This is a genomic window from Vibrio sp. V33_P6A3T137, assembly GCF_009904835.1.
Lineage (GTDB): Bacteria > Pseudomonadota > Gammaproteobacteria > Enterobacterales > Vibrionaceae > Vibrio > Vibrio metschnikovii.
In genome coordinates this window covers 13,055-28,616 of the sequence record NZ_WXWK01000171.1, presented here as the reverse complement: position 1 = coordinate 28,616, position 15,562 = coordinate 13,055, and the positions used below count along the sequence as shown (strand labels likewise).

12 protein-coding genes are annotated in these 15,562 nt (G+C 45.3%); 4 read left to right on the top strand and 8 right to left on the bottom strand.

The window, feature by feature from the left end; genetic code table 11:
- The first annotated feature begins 187 nt into the window (after positions 1-187).
- The 4 genes from ectA (at position 188) to CAG60_RS15775 (ending at position 3,940) form a co-directional block, all read left to right on the top strand.
- Complete coding sequence (ectA, locus tag CAG60_RS15790; RefSeq protein WP_170906168.1) at positions 188-742, top strand: diaminobutyrate acetyltransferase; 555 nt, start codon at positions 188-190, stop codon at positions 740-742.
- Between the two features lie 11 nt (positions 743-753).
- Positions 754-2,019: a diaminobutyrate--2-oxoglutarate transaminase gene (gene ectB, locus CAG60_RS15785; protein ID WP_161439390.1), complete on the top strand. Its 1,266-nt coding sequence runs from the start codon at positions 754-756 to the stop codon at positions 2,017-2,019.
- 9 nt (positions 2,020-2,028) lie between these two features.
- Positions 2,029-2,415 (top strand): ectoine synthase, encoded by a 387-nt coding sequence (locus tag CAG60_RS15780; protein ID WP_154170948.1) that lies wholly within the window; start codon positions 2,029-2,031, stop codon positions 2,413-2,415.
- Between the two features lie 94 nt (positions 2,416-2,509).
- Complete coding sequence (locus tag CAG60_RS15775; RefSeq protein ID WP_154170949.1) at positions 2,510-3,940, top strand: aspartate kinase; 1,431 nt, start codon at positions 2,510-2,512, stop codon at positions 3,938-3,940.
- Between the two features lie 178 nt (positions 3,941-4,118).
- Here the strand turns inward: CAG60_RS15775 and CAG60_RS15770 are convergent, their stop codons facing one another.
- The 8 genes from CAG60_RS15770 to CAG60_RS15735 form a co-directional block, all read right to left on the bottom strand.
- Positions 4,119-4,331, bottom strand: a complete 213-nt coding sequence (locus tag CAG60_RS15770) for a hypothetical protein (RefSeq protein WP_158137042.1) — start codon at positions 4,329-4,331, stop codon at positions 4,119-4,121.
- Between the two features lie 221 nt (positions 4,332-4,552).
- The gene (locus CAG60_RS15765; RefSeq protein ID WP_158137414.1) at positions 4,553-5,485 is read right to left on the bottom strand and encodes an ABC transporter permease; all 933 of its coding nucleotides are present in this window, start codon (positions 5,483-5,485) and stop codon (positions 4,553-4,555) included.
- Positions 5,486-5,502: 17 nt separating this feature from the next.
- Positions 5,503-6,471, bottom strand: a complete 969-nt coding sequence (locus tag CAG60_RS15760; RefSeq protein WP_072670638.1) for an ABC transporter permease — start codon at positions 6,469-6,471, stop codon at positions 5,503-5,505.
- Entirely contained in the window at positions 6,468-7,493 is a 1,026-nt protein-coding gene (locus tag CAG60_RS15755; RefSeq protein ID WP_161439389.1) for an ABC transporter ATP-binding protein, read from the bottom strand. Before CAG60_RS15755 ends, CAG60_RS15760 begins: the two co-directional genes overlap by 4 nt.
- Positions 7,483-8,448 (bottom strand): ABC transporter ATP-binding protein, encoded by a 966-nt coding sequence (locus tag CAG60_RS15750; protein WP_161425983.1) that lies wholly within the window; start codon positions 8,446-8,448, stop codon positions 7,483-7,485. Before CAG60_RS15750 ends, CAG60_RS15755 begins: the two co-directional genes overlap by 11 nt.
- Before the next feature lie 4 nt (positions 8,449-8,452).
- Positions 8,453-10,105, bottom strand: coding sequence for a peptide ABC transporter substrate-binding protein (locus CAG60_RS15745; RefSeq protein WP_161439391.1), 1,653 nt, complete (start codon positions 10,103-10,105; stop codon positions 8,453-8,455).
- A gap of 199 nt (positions 10,106-10,304) precedes the next feature.
- On the bottom strand, positions 10,305-14,381 hold the full coding sequence (locus CAG60_RS15740) for a zinc-dependent metalloprotease (protein ID WP_161425981.1): 4,077 nt from the start codon (positions 14,379-14,381) through the stop codon (positions 10,305-10,307).
- Between the two features lie 165 nt (positions 14,382-14,546).
- Complete coding sequence (locus CAG60_RS15735) at positions 14,547-15,401, bottom strand: hypothetical protein (RefSeq protein ID WP_161439388.1); 855 nt, start codon at positions 15,399-15,401, stop codon at positions 14,547-14,549.
- Between the last annotated feature and the right edge of the window lie 161 nt (positions 15,402-15,562).

The window sequence follows — 15,562 nt, the reverse complement described above, 5'->3', positions numbered from 1 at the left end:
ATTGTTACACATCTAATCTTTTTGCTGTGATGGGTTTGTTTTTATTATTATTTTTTATGTATATTTATCATTGACTTAATAGTTGATTTTGCTTTTTTGGTAAAATTCAAGCTTGAAAAAGTCGCTGAGACTGTTAGTTTATAAAAGAAACTTGTTTAGAGTTCTAATGGATAATATGTATCAAACTATGATGACAGCATCGCCTTGGGTTGCATACCCAGAAATTATGCAAAACACTCAGGATGAGTGGACTTTTCGGGTTCCACACCGAACGGATGGTAAGCGAGTCCATGATCTGATAGCACAGTGTGCTCCGCTGGATGAAAACTCCGCTTACTGTAACTTCTTACAATCTACCCACTTTCAAAACACTTGTGTGATAGCCGAGCGTAATCAGGAATTGGTCGGTTTTATTTCAGCCTATCGCAAGCCGGATAAGCCGAATGAGTTATTCATTTGGCAAGTCGCAGTGAGTCCAACTGCGCGAGGTATGGGTCTGGCTTTCCATATGTTGAATGAGCTGCTGACTCGTGATGAATTGAGCGATATCAGAGTGTTAGAAACGACCATTACTCGTGATAACCAAGGCTCTTGGAAATTATTTAAAAAGCTGGATCGAGCACATGGCGAACGCGGTGAAGTGTCTACTTTTCTCGATGAGACTCGCCACTTTGATGGCGAGCATGACACGGAATACTTGTACCGTATCCCGCTCTCTCTTCCCACCAACCAAAAAGGATAAATCCCATCGTTATGGATATCTTCAAAAAGAAAGAATCAAACGTTCAATCTTATGCCAATAATTTTCCTGTTGTGTTCTCCACAGCAAAAGGAAGCTGGTTGTATACCCAAGATGGTGATGCCTACTTAGATTTCTTAGCGGGCGCAGGCTCGTTAAATTACGGCCATAATAACGCCATTTTTAAACAGGCATTGCTTGAGTACATTGATAAAGACGGCATCACCCACGGTTTGGATATGCACTCAGAGGCGAAAGCGGATTTTTTACATGCGCTACAAACCTACATTTTTGAGCCGCGTCAGCTTGATTATAAAGTGCAGTTCACCGGACCAACGGGGACGAATGCGGTTGAAGCGGCGATGAAACTGGCGCGTAAAGTGACAGGGCGAACCAATATTGTGGCTTTCACAAATGGCTTTCATGGCTGTACTTATGGCGCTTTAGCCGCTACAGGGAATCAACATCATCGTGGTGGTGCTGGTATGGGGCTATCCGGGGTGACTCGTATCCCTTACGACGGTTATGCCGATATCGATGGCCTAGCGCTGTTTGAGACCATGCTTGGCGATCCGTCCTCTGGTTTGGATAAACCCGCCGCTGTGCTATTGGAAACCGTACAAGGTGAAGGGGGGTTAAACGCAGCCTCTTACCCTTGGTTGCAAAAGCTGAGTAAAATTTGTCGAACGCACGGTGTACTGATGATTGTCGATGACATTCAAGCCGGTTGTGGACGTACAGGAACCTTCTTTAGTTTTGAACCTGCTGGTATTAAGCCAGATATAGTGACGTTATCGAAATCGATTGGTGGTTATGGTTTACCGCTCGCGATCGTCTTGTTTAAACCAGAGTTAGATGTTTGGAAGCCCGGAGAGCATAACGGCACCTTCCGTGGCAATAACCACGCCTTTGTGACGGCGGCGAAAGCCTTACAAACCTATTGGGCTAATGATGATTTTCAACAGCACATTAAAGCCCGAGCTGAACAAGTCACCCATACGATTCAGCAGACCATCCGCCGTTTTCCAAGCCTATTTACACGTTTAAAAGGGCGTGGATTGATGCAAGGTATTGAATGTCAAGATGGTGATATCGCCAATAAGATTGCTCGCGAATGTTTCCGCTTAGGCATGGTGATTGAAACCGCAGGGCCACAAGATGAAGTGGTGAAGTTTTTCTGCCCCTTGACGATCAGTGAAAATGAACTGGAGCAAGGCTTAACGATTTTCCAGCAAGCGGTGGAAAACGTCGCTCCGCAGTTTATTCAAAAAGCATCCTAAGGAAAAATTATGATTGTTAGAACATTACAAGAATGTCAACAAAGTGAACGTCGCGTCGTCGCCGAAACGTGGGAAAGTGTTCGCATGTTGCTCAAAGACGATAACATGGGGTTCTCGTTTCACATCACGACGATTTATCAAAATACCGAGACCCACATACACTACAAAAATCATCTGGAATCGGTCTATTGCATGTCGGGTGAAGGGGAGATAGAAGTCGTCGGCGGTGAAACTTACCCGATTAAACCAGGTACTCTGTATATTTTGGATAAGCACGATGAGCATTATCTACGAGCCAATAAAGAGGCCGATATGGTGATGGCATGCGTATTCAATCCTCCGATAACGGGAGCGGAAGTCCACGATAAAGATGGCGTTTACCCCCTCGTTGAGTGAGCCACTGACCATAAGCAGCGTCAATGGATGTTGAACGAATCAAAGTCTATTACGCTGCTTATCACCTAACCGATATTCAATACAAGGAGACCTTATGTCTTACACCGTAGAAAAAATCGGTGGTACTTCCATGTCGGCGTTTGATGCTGTACTGGACAATATTTTTTTAAAGCCGACGAACCCGTATGGACGAGTGTTTGTGGTGTCGGCTTATTCAGGGATGACCGATGCACTTTTAGAGTGTAAACGCACCGGAAAACCGGGTATTTATCAAATGATTGCTAAGCGCGATGAACACTGGCAAGACGCGATATACGAGCTCGAACAACGGATGTTGATGATCAACGAAAATCTGTTTGCCGATCCCATGAGTCGAATTCGCGCCGATAAGTTTATTCGCTCTCGTCTTTCTGAAGCGGTCAATTGCGTCAACAACATTTTAGAAACCTGCCAATATGGTCAGTTTTCATTGCGTCATTATTTACCACAAATTAGAGAGTTCCTCTCTTCTATTGGCGAAGCGCACAGTGCTTATAACACCACGCTGAAATTGAAAACGTTGGGCATTAATGCTCGGTTTGTCGATTTATCGGGGTGGAGTGAACAAACGCGTGGCCAGTTGGATGAGGTGATTGAACGTGCCTTTGCTGATATTGATGTGACGCGAGAGTTACCGATTGTTACCGGTTACGCTTATTGCGACCAAGGCTTGATGAAGAGTTATGATCGCGGCTACAGCGAAATGACCTTTAGCCGGATAGCCGTATTAACCAATGCCTCCCAAGCGATCATTCATAAAGAATATCACCTTAGCTCCGCAGACCCTAGAGTCGTTGGGCCGGAGAAAGTTCGCCCGCTGGGACTGACGAATTTTGATGTCGCCGATCAGCTGGCTAATCTGGGTATGGAAGCGATTCATCCTAACGCCGCGGCTGGATTACGTAAAAAAGGTATCGAGCTTCGAGTCAAAAATACCTTTGAGCCGGATCATCCTGGTACGCTGATTTCAAACCATCATCAACCGGAAGCCAATAAAGTCGAGATCATTGCTGGGCGCAACAAAGTGTTTGCCTTACATATGTTTGATCAAAGCATGGTGGGTAATGTTGATAATGCCAGCTATGAACTGATGGAAATCATTGCTGAAGCGAAAGTCCATTTAGTTGGTAAAGAAATGAACGCAAATTCAATGACTTACTTCTTAAGTGGCACGAGCGATAACTTGAATCATGTCTTGTATAAAGCAGAGAAGCGTTATCCCAATGCGTCGATTTCAGGGAAAATGGTCGCGTTAATCTCGGCGATTGGAGCCTCGATTAATACCAACCTCGCACTTGGCAAAGGCATGCAGTCTTTAATGGAAGCAGGGGTCAACCCGATGGCGGCTCACTCATCCATGCGCAATGTTAATGTGCAATTTGTGGTGGAAGACGGTGATTATAACAGTGCAATTTGTGCGTTACATCAAGCCTTAATTAACCAAAATACCAGCGTGAAAACGGACGATAAAGTCAAAGCGGCTTAGTCCTTTTACCCGCGAATCATAGCAATCCAACCGCTACAGAGCTGATGACTTTGTAGCGGTTTCGTATTTTATTGCGGTGTTGTTCAATCAATCTCTTCGCTCCTTAACCCGTTGGGTTGGATCAACAAGGCTTGATTGTTAATCGTTCATAGAGGTAGCGGTTCGTCGATCTGGGCGATTAATGAATTGTCGGTTTCCAAAGATTGGCAAGTTTCATGACGTCTAGCCATAACCAAAGACCAGGTATCAAAGCGACTACCCGTTTTGGCGGCGGTAAAAAAAGGGTATCTTGGCTACGTTGAGGAAAAGCCATCACGGCTGGCCAATTTGGACTTGCTGCTCCTGAGGCAGTTTCCGAGACTTGTAAATGGATATTGGGCAAGGTATTCATCGTTACCCCCGTTAATACGTTTAAGAGTCAATGTAGGTTGCTTACCCATATAGATAAGGCAAAAAATACGGACTTCAAGCGAGATAAGGAAAAATAGTGTGTTTGTTTTTTCTCACCCTCACTGGTTTTGCATCAAGCCGTCTTAAGGATAAAAGTGATTGAAAAAAAAGCCGCCCTCGAATACAGGGGCGGCGCAGATGATCTTGATAAAGGATGAGCGTTTAAGCTTTAGGATCTAACGCATCTTGTAGCGCATCACCTAAAAAGTTAAACGCCATGACGGTGAATAAGATAGCCACTCCCGGATAAATCGCCAGCCCTGGGGATTGCCAAATCATTTCTTGGGCATTTTGCAGCATATTACCCCATGAAGGCAGGGGCGGCTGAATACCTAAGCCAAGGAAAGATAAAGCACTCTCAAGCAAGATGACGCCACCTAAGGCCATGGTGGTCGAAATGATCACCGGTGATAGCACATTCGGCAATACGTGTTTACGGATGATGCGAGCGGAAGAAGCGCCATAACCGACAGCGGCTTTGACATATTCACGCTCACGGACCGATAAGGTGCCAGAACGCACCAAGCGTGCAGTAGTCGGCCAACCGAAGAGAGCGACAATCACAATGATCCGTAACAGACTAATGGTATCGCCTTGCACCCATTCATCCGGTAGACCTAACTTACGTAAGTCTACGGCGGCCAGAACAATCATCAATGGTAAGGTAGGCAGTGAGAGGGTGAAATCGGCAATGCGCATTAAAATCGCATCGACTTTTCCGCCAAAATATCCGGCACAAACACCAATCAAGCTACCGATAATCGCTGTGGCAAATGCCGCTACCGCGCCAACCATTAATGAGATTTGCCCACCATATAAGAGACGTAAAAAAACATCACGGCCCAGTTCATCGGTCCCTAACCAATGGGTACTGCTCGCTGGTTCTAAGCGAGCAAAGAAATTGACGTCAAACGGGTCATGACCCATCCAACGCGCAATTAAAGAGGCAGAGAAACACAGGATCACCAGCAGTACAACAAAAATGGCACTGACTACACCGGCTTTATGGCGCTTAAATCGGTTCCAGACTAAACGCCAAGGTGAAACACTTGGCTGAGCTTTTGGCTGCTCAGGAAGCACAACATTCGAACTCATCGTCGTTGTTCCTTGACTCATGATGTCGCTCCTCGGCTTAGAGAAATACGCGGATCCAATTTTGCGTATAGTAAATCGGCCACTAAGTTACCCAACAATGCGGTAAAGGTAATCACCATTAAACCGAGCAACGCCAGATTGTAATCATTCCCCATAATGGCATCAAAAATCAGTTTGCCCATCCCCGGCCAAGCAAAAATCGTTTCGGTAATTAACGCTCCTGAGAGCATAAAGCCAATATCAAGGGCAACGATAGTGACGAGTGGGATCATCGCATTACGTAGGGCATGATGAATCACCACCCGTTTATTATCCGCCCCTTTAGCTTTAGCGGTACGAATATAATCTTGGCGCATCACTTCCAGCATGGTGCCACGCACGTAACGTGAGTGACTCGCAACGTTTAACACGGTTAACGTGATCGTCGGTAGTACCATATGTTTCGCGGTTAACCAAAAACCGCCCCCTTCAGCTTGTCCCGTTCCGCCAGCCGGAAACCAGCCCAAGGTGACAGAAAAGAGTAAAATGAGCATTAAGGCTAGCCAAAATGCAGGGGTAGAAAAGCCGACAAACGCAGCAAAGCTAATTAAATAATCGGCCCAGCTACGGTGTTTTAACGCGGCAATAATACCGACGGGGATAGCAATCGCCAAAGAGAAGAAAGTCGCGAAGCCGACTAATTTTAAGGTATTGATTACCGCTGGGATCAAGACATCGATCGCTGGTTGCGAATAGAGCCTTGAATAACCGAAATCTCCTTGCAAAGCAGAAGTTAGCCAGTGCCAGTAACGAGTAATGAGCGGTTGATCCAATCCGTATAACGCTTTCATCCTTGCCACATCGGCAGGTGTCATGGTCGGATCGGATTCAAACATCAAATCAATCGGGTCGCCCGGCATCAGGCCAATAAGACTGTAAGAAACAAAGGAGACAAACAGCAAAACCAATAGGCTTTGAATAAAACGATGAGCTAAATAGGTTTTCATGAAACCTCCATAACAGCAATATAAGCATCATTTTTTACCGCATCAGAATGGGTCACTAATTGCGGATAGTGACAAGCGACTTGATGTTTGGCGTGGGCGAGCGTTTGCATCGCGGGTTTTTTCTGACGGCATAGCTCATCAGCAAAAGCGCAACGCGGATGAAAGGTGCACCCAGATGGCGGATTAATTGGACTCGGTACATCCCCCTGTAGCGCTAAGCCTTTACGTCTGCGTCCCAGAGCGACCTCGGGTACGGCAGCAAGTAGGGCTTGGCTGTAAGGATGAGCAGGGGCAGAAAAGAAAGCTTCGCGCGGCGCTTGTTCGACAATACGCCCTAAATACATCACCACAATGGTATCCGCCAGATGATCGACGACCGCCATATCGTGACTAATAAAAAAGAACGACAGTTGGCGAGTTTCTTTTAACTCAACAAATAAGTTGAGGACTTGGCTTTGTACCGAGACATCCAGCGCGGATAAAGGCTCATCAGCAATGATCAGCTCCGGATCCAAGACTAATGCGCGTGCGATACAGATCCGTTGACGTTGTCCGCCCGAAAATTCATGAGGATAACGGTTGAGTGCATCTTCACTTAAGCCAACCGAGTATAATGCCTCTAATACTTTAGCGCGTTGCTGCTCACGATTACCCATACCATAGACTTCTAATGGCTCAGAGACCAGTTGTGAGACGGTCATACGAGGGTTAAGCGCCGAATAAGGGTCTTGAAAGACCAAGCCGAGTTGTTTACGCAGCGCTTTCATGGCTTTTTTGCTTAAGTTAGCGGTAGGTTGCCCTGTGATGTACACCTCGCCTTTACTTGGTTTTTCCAGCAATGAGACCATTCGGCCTAAGGTGGATTTGCCACAGCCAGACTCGCCGACAATCGCTAAGGTTTCGCCTTTGCTAATCTGCAGTGAAATATCATCCACCGCGTGAAGATATTGCTGATGGCGCCCAAAAAAATCACTGTCGCCAATTGGATACGCTTGGCTGACATTATCGAGTTTAACTAGCATGGGCAAACTCCACTTGATGGCACGCAACGCTGTGCGAGTTTGAAAGGGGGAGTGTGGCTGGCATCTGCTGGTGGCAGAGCGGTTTCGCTTGCTGACAACGATCGACAAATGGGCAGCCGAGACTGCGTTGCCCAAGTGGAGGCACACTCCCAGCAATTGCGGGTAAACGAGCTTGGCGGTGGCCAATTCGCGGTAGGGTAGCGAGTAACCCTTGGGTGTAAGGATGCTGTGGATCGCTAAACAATTGATCAGAGGTTCCTTCTTCTACCACCCGACCGGCGTACATCACGACGACGCGATCGGCAAGTTGTGAGACGACACCTAAATTGTGACTAATAAATTGAATGGCGGTGCCGGTGGTTTCTCTCAGCTCTTCAAGCAGGTCTAAAACCTGCGCTTGTACGGTAACATCGAGGGCGGTAGTTGGCTCATCGGCAATGATCAGTTTAGGCCGACACGCCAGCGCCATGGCTATCATCACCCGCTGGCGCATGCCACCAGACAGCTCATGTGGATAAGCTTTGGCGCGACGCAGTGGATCGGGGATATGCACTTGTTCCAGCATTTCAATCGCTTTTTGTCGCGCTTGTGCTTTGTTGTCTCCTTGATGAAGAAGAAACATTTCTGCAATTTGATCGCCAACCGTGACCACCGGATTTAAGGCGGTCATTGGCTCTTGAAAGATCATCGCGATGCCTTCACCGCGTAGTTTTTGCCACTGCTCGGCGGTATTGGTCAGGATATTTTGTCCGGCAAACGTGACCGAACCAGAGGCTTGCATAATCGATGGTTGCAGCCCCATTAGGGTTAAAGACGCTAGGCTTTTGCCACAGCCAGACTCACCAACAATTCCGACAATCTCACCAGCATGGATACGATAACTAATATCATGCACGGCCGGGTGACCATGGAAGGTCACCCGTAATTGGTTTACATCTAATAATACTTCGCTCATTGGTTTATGCCCCATCTTTACGCCATTCTTCTACCCACAAGGTAGAGGGGTATTTATGACCCGTTGGGCGCACGCCTTTTAGCCACTTTGGCATCACATAACTATCAGAGCGGAAGTAAAGAGGTAACGCGGGTAAGTCTTCAGCGTAAAGTGACTGCATTTTGTGGAACAGTTGATGTCGAGCTTCATCATCGAGCTCCACTTCAATTTTTTCGAGTAACGCATCCATATCAGGGTTGCTATAACCGATGTAGTTTTGTCCAGCCCAACTATTTTGTACCGATGGGATCTGCGCTGAATGGAGGGTAGTTAATGGCGGGCTTTCTGGTGCTGATGCCCAAGCAAACATCGCGAGTGCTTGATGTTTACGTTGATTAAGCGTTTCACCAAAAAAGACACGAGCGGGTTGGTTATTAATTTGTACGCGTACGCCAATTTGTCGCCATTGTGATTGCAAAACTTGCTGGACCAATTCACGAGAGCGGTTACCGGCGGTGGTCATTAATTCTAACTGGAGTGGACGACCTTCTTTATCAACCATGACATTGTTACGCAGTGTGTAGCCCGCTTTTTCAAGCAATTGACGAGCTTTGACCGGATCGTATTGGTATTGATGTACTCCATCAAAAAAAGTGACATCGAGTGGATGAACGTTACTGTGAGCAACGGGTTGACGTCCTTCAAATAGACGATTGACCAGCTCTTCTCGGTTCATGCCGTACATCAGCGCTTGACGTACTTCACGAATGGCGAGATGCGGATTATCCATTTGAGTATCAAGATGTTCGTAGAGTAGTCCTGGCGCGTATTCGACCGTAAAGCGATTCGCGTGACGTTTCTCAAATTGTAAGGCTTGTTCAATTGAAAAGCCCAGCTCACCCGGAACGTAGTCGACAGAACCTGATAACAAATGCGCCTCAAGCGCTGCCGTGTTTTCGACGACTTTAAAGATCAGGCGATTAAAATCCGGCGCTTGACCTTTCCAATGCGAGTTACGCTCTAAGGTGATAAAGCTACCTTGTGAAATTTGCGTGATGCGAAAAGGGCCATTGTATAAACCAGGATGCGTGGGCTGGGTAACGTACAGCGTTCGACGATCATATGTTGTAGGATCTTCGCGATAGATCGCTTCTTCTAGGTGAGCAGGGAGCACAGACGGAACATAATCACGGTACTTAAAGTGCGCTTTATTAAGATAGACCTCGAAGGTCTTGTCATCCAAAGCCACCACTTTCTCCATGATTCGGTTGCTTTCTAAACCGGGAATGCCTTTGACATTAGGATCGGTCAGAACGGCATGAGACAAGAGCACATCTTTGGTGGTGATGGGGGTACCATCTCCCCAATATAAATCATCTTTGAGCTCAACAGTGAGTTTGATACCGAGTGTGCCATCTTCTCTGGTGTATTTTTCCGCACGTCCATTATCCAAAGAAGGGGTTTCTGTACATAACATACAGAAACTTTGCCAATCATGGTTATAAGCGACCATATCACGAAAGGCGGTCCCCATAATCAGCGAATTGGCTGTCATTGAATCAATCACAGGATGTAAGTTACTTGGGAATTGAGTAATGCCCAACGAAAGATCATTGGCAATGCTTGTCGCACTAAGCAAACTGCTGCTTAAAGCGACCGCTAAGAGTGTTTTTTTCATCATCACGGCTCCATGTGTAATTATCAATGGGTAATGTTGCATATTTGTTTCTTTCATTCAATAAAAGGCATTAATGCCAAGAGAATGATTGAATCTGTGTCTAGATTTAATAAGTCCCAGCTCAAAAAGTGAGCTGGGAAAGTGTTTTTCTGATCACGAGGATCAATACAATTCGTTATCAGAAATCATGGGTTATCTATTAGCGATTTGAAATCGGTAAACTATCAAGAATCTGATAATACTGGCCGGCAACTCGCTCAAATTCACCATTGGCGTAAGCGTTAATTAACGAGAGATCGGCTGTCCAGAAAAACTGTTGATCCACTGATTCATTGGCATAGCCTTGAGCGACATTGTCAACGGCAGTGAAGTACTGCTCTTGAAAATCGGATGCAAACAGGGCACGACTGCGCCAGAAGATGTTATAGAGCTCTGGGAGGCTAAACGTTAACGGATTATCACGGTTTTGATAGCGATTCTCTTTCTTAAGCAGAGGTGTGTTATCTTCCATCGCTAATGCATTGATAAAAGCAATAAACCTTTCAACTTCATCATCGCCTTCATCTATCTTAAGATCCACAAAGCGTTGTATTAACTCAGGGTTAAGTGCTTTGATCGGGCTATGAAAGGCGGGGATAATCGTTTCCAAGATACCATTCCAAGCGGTTTCAATTTGCGTGGTTTTTTCGCGTAACTCGGCATTAGAATAGTTTTGCAGTTTGGTGGTTAACTGATAACCCTCGTTTGCCTGTAGAGCACTGGCGTATTGATAAGCCATGGTGTTGGCTTTGCTGGCGACATAACGTTGGCCATAGAGATCAAACGGTATGGTTTCACCAGCGATAGTGCCGGAACGATCTTGCTGTTTAGTCCAGCTGTCGTATTGGGCGATACCACGACTGCGCACTTCAAAATCATTCGACTGCATCTGCTCAACGGCTTGTTGTAAGATCAAGCTGGCTAAGTTATTTCGTGAATTCTTGGAAATATTGAAGTCATCCATGATTCCATCAGGTAATGGTGGTAAAGATTCCAATAATTCGGTTTTATGCAGATTGACGGTGACCCCACTATTGATAGGGAGTGTGTAAGCATTGCCGTCTTTATCGCGCAAAGCAAGCGGAGTATTGAGCGCTTCTTTAGCGATGAGGTTGGCCATAATATTATCAAATTGTGCTTTGACACCAGGTAGATCGAGCAAGTTAGCATAGCTCACTTCATCGGTTTGGCGTAGTGAATAGCGACGGGCAAGTAAATTACTGGCGAGCAATTTATCAGGCCAGATCCCTAACACAGAGACTGCATTTGACCATGGAAAATCGGGGTCAAAGCCTTTGACGGAGTTAATGAATCGACCATTCACCGTTTCTGCTACGGGTGTAAATCCACGAGCAAAATCGTTAATGATTTCAGAGCTTACCGAGTCAAAGCAAGATGCATCACCAATATTGTAAGTGGCAGGTATCTTGAATGAGTAGCCATTGAGCATATGCCCTAGTGATTCAACTCGATATTGATTACCGTTTTGTAAAACACATTGATGTTCTGGAGTCGCTAAGACGTCTAAAAAGAACTGTGCCGCGAGCTTTGACGCATTACCTAAATCGCAGAACCAAAAATCCGTATCTTGACCACGACAGTACTCGGGATTACTGGTTAAGCTGCTGAGAAAATCCCCAGGTTTGGCACCAGCAGGAGCGATACCTCGTGAACGATAAAGATAATCGATGCGCTCATGGTCTTCTAAGATATCACGAATTTCATTCATTTCTCTAAAGCGACGTAAAACGTAGCTTGGGTAATCACTATTGAATAAACCAGAAATACCATGAATGCCAATATTACGAGCATCATAGCTGTCTAAATGACGTTGCCATGAATAGGTGACGATTTCGGTTAAATTTGTTCCTTCATCAAAGCGGTTACAATCGCTATTGAGAGAGACATTACCATCAGTACAGAACTGATAATTGATCTGCGCTAACTCTGACAAATTATGCTGTTGTTTAATTTGAGCGAGATAGTTTATTGCGCCATAGCGCACTTGCTCATACAGGGCGTTGCGATAAGGCGATTGATGAGCATTATAAGCAATCGCATCAAACGTCGATAAGTCACAACTATACCGTACTTGTCCATCGTTGAGCTGACCACGGGGTTGGCAATCGAGTAAACTTGGGTTATTTGGATTTCTCGCACTCAAAATAAAGGGATTCTCTGCATCAGACTGAGCATGCACTGAATTTGCTGGCGCTGTGATGTCAATTTTACGACCGTAGGCAAACTTAAGGGCGGCAAGATCATATTTACCCCAAGTTGGCAGTTGATCGAGCATGCTTGGTGCGTAATCCATGATTGAACTATAAGCGGGAATATTATTGAGACCAATGGCTTTCGCTTCTTGTTGAGTATAGAAGTTCGCCTTGTCATTCGAGCCTTTAAAGTTATGACGCAACCCAAGGTTATGCCCTAACTCATGAACCAGCGTTGAGGCATAAGTTGCAACCGTAATCGCATCTGCCGCTTGTTGTTTCAATTCACTAGGGAGAGCAGACCAGCGTTTTAACTGTTTAACTTGTTCCCCTTGTGCGTTAGTGATGGTGTCAAAAAAACCTGCATCGGTTAACGGCAAGTTATCCAATAGAGTTTTAGAGGTTGAGGAAACCCAAGTGGCTTCGACGGGATAAATATTGTTTTCAGACCAAGTGGCTAAACGGCGTTCTTCGGCATGCAGTAGCTCCTCTAGGCTCATGTCATCATCAAACTTGCGAAAGATTGATTCAGGGAGGCGAGCAGACGGTCTTTGATTTAGGGCATGATCAGCGCCTAATAACGGTACCTGAAACTGGGTAGTATCCACGCGCTCAACTTGTTCCATTAATCGCAATACATTCTGCTGCGCTAAGCGAGCGGCAATATCTTGAGATAGGGCTTGCGTGCTTTGTGCGTGAGCCGTGGTTATCGATTCACTATCCGATAGGCTGCGTTCAATTTGGCCACGATTGTAAAATCGCACCAAATTATCCCAATAGAAAGGCACTCCAGCCCGAGCAACTCCTGAGTATTGGTTAACATGAGCTTTTAAAATCTCACCAGTTAAAGGATGACTGACGGATGGACCATAACCAAGTAGACCATTAGCCAACGGCTCATCGATAAGGTTAATTACATTGTAGCGAAGATCACCGGGATGAATATTCATCGGTTGGTTGTGATTCACAATCGTGATGGGTGGTTTTCCTGAATCAGGTTCAATGATCTTAAGGGTACGATTCATAAGATCGATGGTTTCTAATGTTGAGTCCAAGAACAGTTTGTTTTTTGGCTCAAAGAAACTATCACTTAAATAGTATTCAATCGGTTGGTTAGGATTGAAACGGTTGAGATAGGTCACCGTTCTATCATAGCGGTTGGTGACGGGATCCAGAACTTTCGATGACGTGGTAAAAAAACCGATGTCATTTTCATCTTTTACAGGATACGGAATGGGCTGATAATCCGCGGAAGCTAATTGGCTTTCATGAACTAAAGAGTAATGAAAACGCGATTTAAACGCTCCGTCTTGAATGGCATCACGCAGCCCTGCGCGGTTTTCCCATTTGATGTACGAGCTACGCTTATCTTCATCAATTTTGAATGTACGCTCAATTTCAAAATTGAGTACGCCAGCTTTAGGATCAAACTTCCAAGAAATCAGTTCTGCTTTGCCTATCTCAGAAATACCTTCACGAATGCCATAAAAGTCTTCCCAGTTCAGCTCTGCAATCAATAGATCTTCAGGCTTAGGGGTAAAATGTGTGTTAGCACGAAAAGGGAGGTTAGCGTCTTTGTTTGCTTCTTCTTTATTAACACAATCACCATAGCGATCTTCTTGACAACGATAAGCGGCGAAATCACCCGGTATGGTTAAAATGTGTGAGAAATTCGTTTGTTTATCACTGCCAACGGCGTTGCTTGGTTGTGGTATACAATAGCCATTAGCATCTTTGGGGAGAGTCGCATCAGGATAGTTGCTATCGTAGTTGCGAACTTCTAAACCACGCTCACTAAAACAGACTTCTGCATAGCGGCCCATGCCTTGTAAAAAAGGAAACTGATTAATCGCAAAGCGCGGAGCGGCACCAGTGGTCGGAACGTAAAACCAGCGACCTTCTGTTTTAAGATCTTTTACCGCGATTTCTTTGATATCACGGGGAAGCGTATCATAAGATTGTTTATCTGCGCCGCATCCCGCCAAAATGGCGGTAATCGACGATGCTAACAAGAGTCTTCTCATCGTATTGCTACCTATGTTTGTTGTGTTTATTTACTCGTACACATCAACCGATTCATCAAGCACAGACAATGAGTCATTATTGAACGGATAATAATGACCCATGATGGGTTATGCCGATGAAAGCAATGAATGTGTGATGGTTTGTTATAAATCGAGTGGTGTTTGTTAATAGTTCAAACTGATACTGGCGGAGTAAATCACTCTATCTGCATCAAAAAGATCGATGTTCCCTAAGGTACCCTGTGCGGCATCGTAATAAACACCGGAGTTTGAGGCTCCGACATTAAAGGCCACATGTTGGTTTACGCGGTAACTGAGATTGACATCGCCTGCGTAATCGAATGAATTACGTCGCGTACCAGCGTAGCTAATGGTATTGCCTCCCAGCACTGAACTGCTAAGAGTAAAATCGCGCCACTGGTAACTGCCAAGAAAGTGAAAGCCGTAAATCCATTCGGTTAGCGAACGCTCGCCCATGGTTTCATAGCGGTGGAAATTTTTGCGTAAGCGAGGTGTAAATTGCCAATCTATATTGACCGCTTGCCATTGGATAGGGGTTGATAACCTTAAGGCGGTCGTCAGTTTGTCTTTACGTGAAAACTCTGATGTTGGCAGGGTGAATTGAGCTTGCCAGCCAATACGTCCCGTTTCACCAAAAGTAAATTGAGACTGTCGATGTAAAGCGAGAGCCGTGTCAGTAAAAAAATCACCGCGCTCTTGCTGTAATGGACGATAAGCGCCAGTTGAAAGTGAAACTGAATAATGAGGAGCAAAGGTATGGCTGAGTGTACTGTTCCACCATAGCTTACGTTCTGAACGGTAATCATTTTTGTTGTAAACATTTGAATCATAGCCAAAAGTTAAACTGGCTGCATAGCTGGGTACAAAATCAGCGCTTTGCTCAGATTCCGATTCTGACTCTTGTGGGTAAACAAAAGGTTGTGTGTTGGCAACGGCTTGATGACTGATCATCAGCAATGACGATAGCATCACTATCCGTGATAAAGAGTAGATTTGCATGTATTAACTTCCATGTTGCAATGTGTGTTGTGTGGCAGTTCATCATGTGTATTTCACCAGTTGTTACTCATCAATGTGAGCTAAACCATTCCTTAGTGATACCGATTCATGTGACTGTTATATTTGTTTAACATGCTTGTAACTCAACTGACTTAATTCAA

Bases quoted from the DNA above. Each gene is read 5' to 3' on its own strand.
- ectA (WP_170906168.1), top strand. From the start codon at position 188: ATGATGACAGCATCGCCTTGGGTTGCATACCCAGAAATTATGCAAAAC.
- ectB (WP_161439390.1), top strand. From the start codon at position 754: ATGGATATCTTCAAAAAGAAAGAATCAAACGTTCAATCTTATGCCAAT.
- CAG60_RS15780 (WP_154170948.1), top strand. From the start codon at position 2,029: ATGATTGTTAGAACATTACAAGAATGTCAACAAAGTGAACGTCGCGTC.
- CAG60_RS15775 (WP_154170949.1), top strand. From the start codon at position 2,510: ATGTCTTACACCGTAGAAAAAATCGGTGGTACTTCCATGTCGGCGTTT.
- CAG60_RS15770 (WP_158137042.1), bottom strand. From the start codon at position 4,331: ATGAATACCTTGCCCAATATCCATTTACAAGTCTCGGAAACTGCCTCA.
- CAG60_RS15765 (WP_158137414.1), bottom strand. From the start codon at position 5,485: ATGAGTTCGAATGTTGTGCTTCCTGAGCAGCCAAAAGCTCAGCCAAGT.
- CAG60_RS15760 (WP_072670638.1), bottom strand. From the start codon at position 6,471: ATGAAAACCTATTTAGCTCATCGTTTTATTCAAAGCCTATTGGTTTTG.
- CAG60_RS15755 (WP_161439389.1), bottom strand. From the start codon at position 7,493: ATGCTAGTTAAACTCGATAATGTCAGCCAAGCGTATCCAATTGGCGAC.
- CAG60_RS15750 (WP_161425983.1), bottom strand. From the start codon at position 8,448: ATGAGCGAAGTATTATTAGATGTAAACCAATTACGGGTGACCTTCCAT.
- CAG60_RS15745 (WP_161439391.1), bottom strand. From the start codon at position 10,105: ATGAAAAAAACACTCTTAGCGGTCGCTTTAAGCAGCAGTTTGCTTAGT.
- CAG60_RS15740 (WP_161425981.1), bottom strand. From the start codon at position 14,381: ATGAGAAGACTCTTGTTAGCATCGTCGATTACCGCCATTTTGGCGGGA.
- CAG60_RS15735 (WP_161439388.1), bottom strand. From the start codon at position 15,401: ATGCAAATCTACTCTTTATCACGGATAGTGATGCTATCGTCATTGCTG.